Origin of the sequence: Paenibacillus ihuae, from assembly GCF_001368795.1 — a bacterium.
Taxonomy (GTDB): Bacteria; Bacillota; Bacilli; order Paenibacillales; family Paenibacillaceae; genus Paenibacillus_AQ; species Paenibacillus_AQ ihuae.
Window position 1 is genome coordinate 271,385 of the sequence record NZ_LN831201.1, and the last position, 4,786, is coordinate 276,170.

Genomic DNA, 4,786 nt, shown 5'->3' on the forward strand with positions numbered 1-4,786 from the left:
ATTCGGCGCAGCGGCTGCTGGAGAGCCGGGGGTTAGCCGGCCGAAGCCGTTTCGAGGTGAGCCTGCTGCCGGAATATGGCCAGCTTGAGTCACGGCTGGCCGCCCGTCCATACAATCTAGATGATTTAGAAGCTCTTGGGCGCTCCTATGCTGCGCAGATCTCATCGTTTGCCGAAGAGGCGAACCGGCTTGTGCGGCAAAAGGAAGAGGCCGAGCGCCAGGCCCAGCTGGCCATGATGCGCGAGCGCCAGCTGAGAGAGCAGGCCCGCAAACGGATGTCTTCCGGTCCGCCCTCCTCCGGCGGATTCGGCGGAGGGCGTTCCTCCGGCGGCTCCTCCTGGGGTGGCGGCGGACGCTCCTCCGGCGGTTCCTCCTGGGGCGGCGGCGGCAAATCGGGCCGGAGTTCCGGCGGCTCCAAGTGGTAACCCTCCGCAAGAATTTAAGCCTCATATAGCAGAAGAACCCTCCCGCCAATATTGGCAGGAGGGTTCTTCGCGTTAAACATCTATTGCTGCTGCATCGCTGCTATGAAATCTCCAAAAGCCGCAGACAGCCCCCGTTCCTTACGGTAAATCAGCTGGATGTAGAACTTCTCCTGCTCCCCTTCTAGAGGAATTCCGATTAAAGCCCCGGAGTCAAGCTCCTCCTGGGCGGCATAACGGGGTAAAAAGGCCGTTCCCCAGCGGTGTTTCACCGCCTGCTTAATGCCTTCCAGATTCCCGAATTCCATATCAATTCTCGGCGTAATACCGGAATGCCGCAGCTCCTGCAGCAGCTGCCTGCGGTATGTGCAGGTCTCCTCCGTCAGCACCAGCGGTTCCGCCGACAGTGCGGAAGGGGCAATTGCCGGTTCAGCTGCCAGCGGGTGCTCCGGATGGACAACCACGAACAGCTCCTCCTGACGAAGCGGCAGCGAGACAATCTCTTCTGATTCATAGGGGACATCAAAAATCAGCCCGAAATCAGCAGCCTTCTCTTTGACATCCGCAAGAATCTGAACCTCGGAACCCGGCTGAACACGCAGCTGGACCCTGGGATGCTGCTCCCTGTAGCGGTGCAGACGGTGCGGCAGATAATAGGCGGCCAGCGTCTCGATCGCACCAATATTCAGTATGCCGCTGTTTCCGCCGGAGACAGCGCCCTTCGCCTCCCCGCTCAGCTCCAGCATCTGCCTCGCATAAGGAAGCAGGCTGTTCCCGGCAAAGGTGGGGATCATCCCCCGGCCGGAGCGTTCCAGCAGGACTGCTCCGTAAAGCTCTTCGAGCTTGCTAATCTGGGCCGTCACGCTGGATTGGGCATATCCCAGCTTTTCTGCTGCCCGGGTATAGCTTCCACAGGACACTACTTCGCAAAAGGTCCGCAAATAGGTGAGTTCCATGCCATCCCCCAACTATCAATATTTTCGATGTTTATTATGATTAACTATAGATAACTACAATTATAAATCCGTAATACAATAAAGCCAAGCAAAGCTAACCTAAGGAGGATGTTGAATGAATATCCAGGCAAAATCACAGGTTCTGTCCACTCCGGCAGCCGCACCCGCTGAGGCGGCGAATTATTTCTCTGCCAAAGGCTTATTTGAAACCGATGTAGCCGATGTCGCTTACGATCTGCGTGAAGGGATGACCGGCTTTACGCTGGTTGATGTCCGTGATTCTCTTGCTTATGAAGCTGCCCATCTGCCGGGCGCTGTTTCCCTGCCTTCCGGCCGGATACACAGTAATACCCCGCCCTTTTCCCGCGGGGGAGTTGCTGGTGCTCTACTGCTGGGGGCCTGCCTGCAACGGGGCCGGCAAAGCGGCTGCCAGACTTGCCGGCCAAGGCTACCAGGTTAAGGAGATGCTTGGAGGGATTGAGTATTGGCGGAAGGAAGGCGGAGCTCTGGAGGGCAGTCAACGTGAAGAAGCGCCTCTTTATTACACTATGCCGCCCATGTAGATCCTAGGCACCGCAAAAAAGACTTTGCTCCAGACGGAGCAAAGTCTTTTTCAATACGCAGTTTTATAGTTTTAATGAGAGTCCCCATGCTCCCCGTCCAGAAACGGCTTGTTCACGTAATAGTACATGACGCCCATCAGAACACCGCCGCCGATCAGATTTCCGAGGGTAACCGGAACCAGATTATGCACTACACCGCCCCATGAGATCGTACCGGGATGATCCAGCACAAGCGCTATAGCGAATGTACACATATTGGCAATGCTGTGTTCATATCCGGAGATGAAAAAGCAGAAGACAAACAGAACCATAGCGAACATTTTAGCTCCGTCGCTTTTCATGGACATCGGAACAAAAAACGCAAGACAAACCAGCCAGTTACACAGAATGGCCCGGAAAAATAGCTGTATCGCCGGAGCCTCCATCTTATGGGCTACGACATTCAGCAGAAATCCGTTTACGCTGGAATCATAGAACAGCCCGGTCAAAAAAATCAGCAGCGCAAACGCCGTAGCCCCGAGGATATTCCCGATATAGCTGATTACCCACATCCGGACAACCTCTGTCCATTGCATTTTGCGCCGTAATGCCGCGTACGTGTAATAAAAGGTGTCCCCTGTGAACAGATCCCCTCCACCATAGGAGATCAGAATGATCGCTGCCCCGAATGTGATTGCAGCCATCGGGTACGTCATCGGCGATTGCTCCATGTAGAAGAAGTTCCCTGTTTTAAACGCTACAATGACACCGAATCCGATGAACATACTGGCCAGCATCGCCCTGGCAATATAGCGTAAAACACTTTGCCGATAAATTTTCTGTTTCTTGAGTGCCAGTTTTTCAACCTGCAGCAGTGCCTCGTTCTCCATGTGACCTCCGCTTACGTCCGTATTTTCAGCAATAGTTGGGGCTGCACTGCAGCCTCGGGTTATTATACCCAATAAACCGCTGGAATTTACTTGAACCACGGAAGCGCAATAAAATTACTTTCTATTTGGAGAGAACCCACACTCTTTCGTTAGGTGTCATCTGCCGGGTCATTCAGCTTGGCAATCGCCTCTGCCTTTTCGCTGCTGGCTACGACGATGAGCACAAGTATCAGGCATCCCAGAATCATCCGCTGCACCCTCACTTCCTTCATATGTCGGCTTAGTAGTCAACTTATGCCCTGGGGCAGGGGATTATGAGTGGGATTCACCGCCAACTGGTACCGTTAGTTCAAAAAGCTGCTAAGCTCGCTATCTGTACCCGCTTGCTTCAGCGCCTGCGGCTGTGAACCTTCGTTCAGTCCGAGCCTGTTGTTCAGCTGAGTATTGATTGTCGTCATCTTGGACGTATAATCCTGGCAGCTCTCGATAATCCGGCGGTTGGACTGCTCAGACGTATCTAGGGCACTGAGCAGATCACCGATAGCCTGATTCACTGCTTCAAGAGACATAGAAGGCTTGGACAGCAGCTCTGTGGTCTTCTCGGTTGTAGTGCGCAGCAGGCGCGCATTCTCCTTGAACTGGTCCTCAATGGTTTTGTTCGTCGCTTCCACAGCGGAAATGACATTCTCCTGATCGGCCAGAGACATGGCAATCATCGCTGACACGGTGATCAGGTTAGAGGTTTTATCAATCGCGTTGTTAACGGAATCGATAAGTTTGTCATTATTGTCGTTGATGATATCTGTCGCGGCAATCGCCTGATTGTAGAGCAGGATCATCTCGGTCATCGACTGGATACGGACCATCACCTTGCGCAGGCCGCGCTCCAGATAGGCTTTGCGGAACTCATTCTCCGGTTTGGCGATTTCAACCTCGAACAGTTCCTTCAGCTTGTTGCCGAAGGCAATTTTGGTCTGGAGATTGTAAATTTCCTCCATGGAGGTGCGCTTCAGCTGCCGCATATTGACGATGCTCTCTTCGAGCGTGTCGCGGCCGTCACGCAGGCCGGTAACAATGGCGTCAATGTTCGTGCGGACGGACTGATATTTGTAAACGTAATTCTTTAACGGGCTTTTGCGGAGCACTTTGCCAAAAAAGCTTACATTCTTGCTCTGCTGCAGCGTTTCGCATTCATTGCGCAGCTTCATAATCATATTCGGCACTTCGACACGTTTGCCGGACATCAGGTCATTTACCGGGCGATCCAGCAGCTTCAGGGTCTGGCCAGCCTTTTCCTGAGTCTTTACCCCCAGCTTGCCGATATCGTCCATTAAGGAATCGAGAGCTACAGTATCCGTTTTTGCTACCTTTTCAATTAATTGTGAGGCTTCCTCGACTACCTTCTGCTCATCTTCTTGCTTGAGCTGCATTAACTGCGTGGACATGGGTTTCCCTCCTATAATTCGGAACTGCTGTAGCGCTGATGAATCAGTTCCGCCTTGGTCTGAAGTTCCATCAGGTCTTTATGTTCGATCGTTGAGGCGATATCCGAAATTTTGGAATCGACATCCCGCAGACCGTTCAGCAGCATTCTCCGGTTTTTCGTCTTCGCTTCGCCGCCCAGCCGCAGGAACGGATTGATCACCCCGTTCAGATCCTTCAGAACCAGTCTGCGGACGGTATGGTTAATCTCACCGTTGCCCAGCTCTTGCAGCAGCGGAAGAACACGCTGGATTCTTGCGAAGAGCGCCAGTGATTTCTCGACGATCTCATTATCCAGAGTGTCCTTCTGGCCTTCCGAAATAATCATATCCTCCAGAATGACCAGATACTCTACAACCGGAGCAAACTCTGCTCCGATCTTAATCTCGGCGTGCCCTCTGCCGGCTGCATCAGCTTGTCCAGCTGTATCCGCGCCTCCGGCTTCCGCTTCCCGCGTTACAGAGCGTCCGGCCGCGGGTGCCGGCAAAGCCGCT

7 protein-coding genes are annotated in these 4,786 nt (G+C 53.3%); 2 read left to right on the forward strand and 5 right to left on the reverse strand.

Annotation, left to right across the window (positions count from 1 at the left end; all coding sequences use genetic code 11):
• The coding region (locus AQR02_RS33200; RefSeq protein WP_209444298.1) for a hypothetical protein at positions 1–425 on the forward strand (425 nt) is incomplete at its 5' end.
• 80 nt (positions 426–505) lie between these two features.
• Here AQR02_RS33200 and AQR02_RS25640 read toward each other — a convergent pair.
• Positions 506–1,378, reverse strand: coding sequence for a LysR family transcriptional regulator (locus AQR02_RS25640; RefSeq protein ID WP_054943205.1), 873 nt, complete (start codon positions 1,376–1,378; stop codon positions 506–508).
• Positions 1,379–1,493: 115 nt separating this feature from the next.
• Here AQR02_RS25640 and AQR02_RS25645 point away from each other — a divergent pair, with 115 nt between their 5' ends.
• A complete protein-coding gene (locus AQR02_RS25645) occupies positions 1,494–1,838 on the forward strand; it encodes a rhodanese-like domain-containing protein (RefSeq protein ID WP_245237739.1) in 345 nt (114 codons plus the stop codon).
• Positions 1,839–2,012: 174 nt separating this feature from the next.
• Here AQR02_RS25645 and AQR02_RS25650 read toward each other — a convergent pair whose 3' ends face one another.
• The 4 genes from AQR02_RS25650 to AQR02_RS25660 all read right to left on the reverse strand — a co-directional run.
• On the reverse strand, positions 2,013–2,810 hold the full coding sequence (locus tag AQR02_RS25650; RefSeq protein WP_054943206.1) for a formate/nitrite transporter family protein: 798 nt from the start codon (positions 2,808–2,810) through the stop codon (positions 2,013–2,015).
• A 149-nt stretch (positions 2,811–2,959) separates the two neighbouring features.
• Positions 2,960–3,082, reverse strand: a complete 123-nt coding sequence (locus AQR02_RS35240; RefSeq protein ID WP_269751866.1) for a hypothetical protein — start codon at positions 3,080–3,082, stop codon at positions 2,960–2,962.
• Between the two features lie 72 nt (positions 3,083–3,154).
• Positions 3,155–4,255, reverse strand: a complete 1,101-nt coding sequence (locus tag AQR02_RS25655) for a toxic anion resistance protein (protein ID WP_054943207.1) — start codon at positions 4,253–4,255, stop codon at positions 3,155–3,157.
• A gap of 11 nt (positions 4,256–4,266) precedes the next feature.
• Positions 4,267–4,786: hypothetical protein (locus AQR02_RS25660; RefSeq protein ID WP_245237740.1), on the reverse strand; the 520-nt coding region annotated here is incomplete at its 5' end.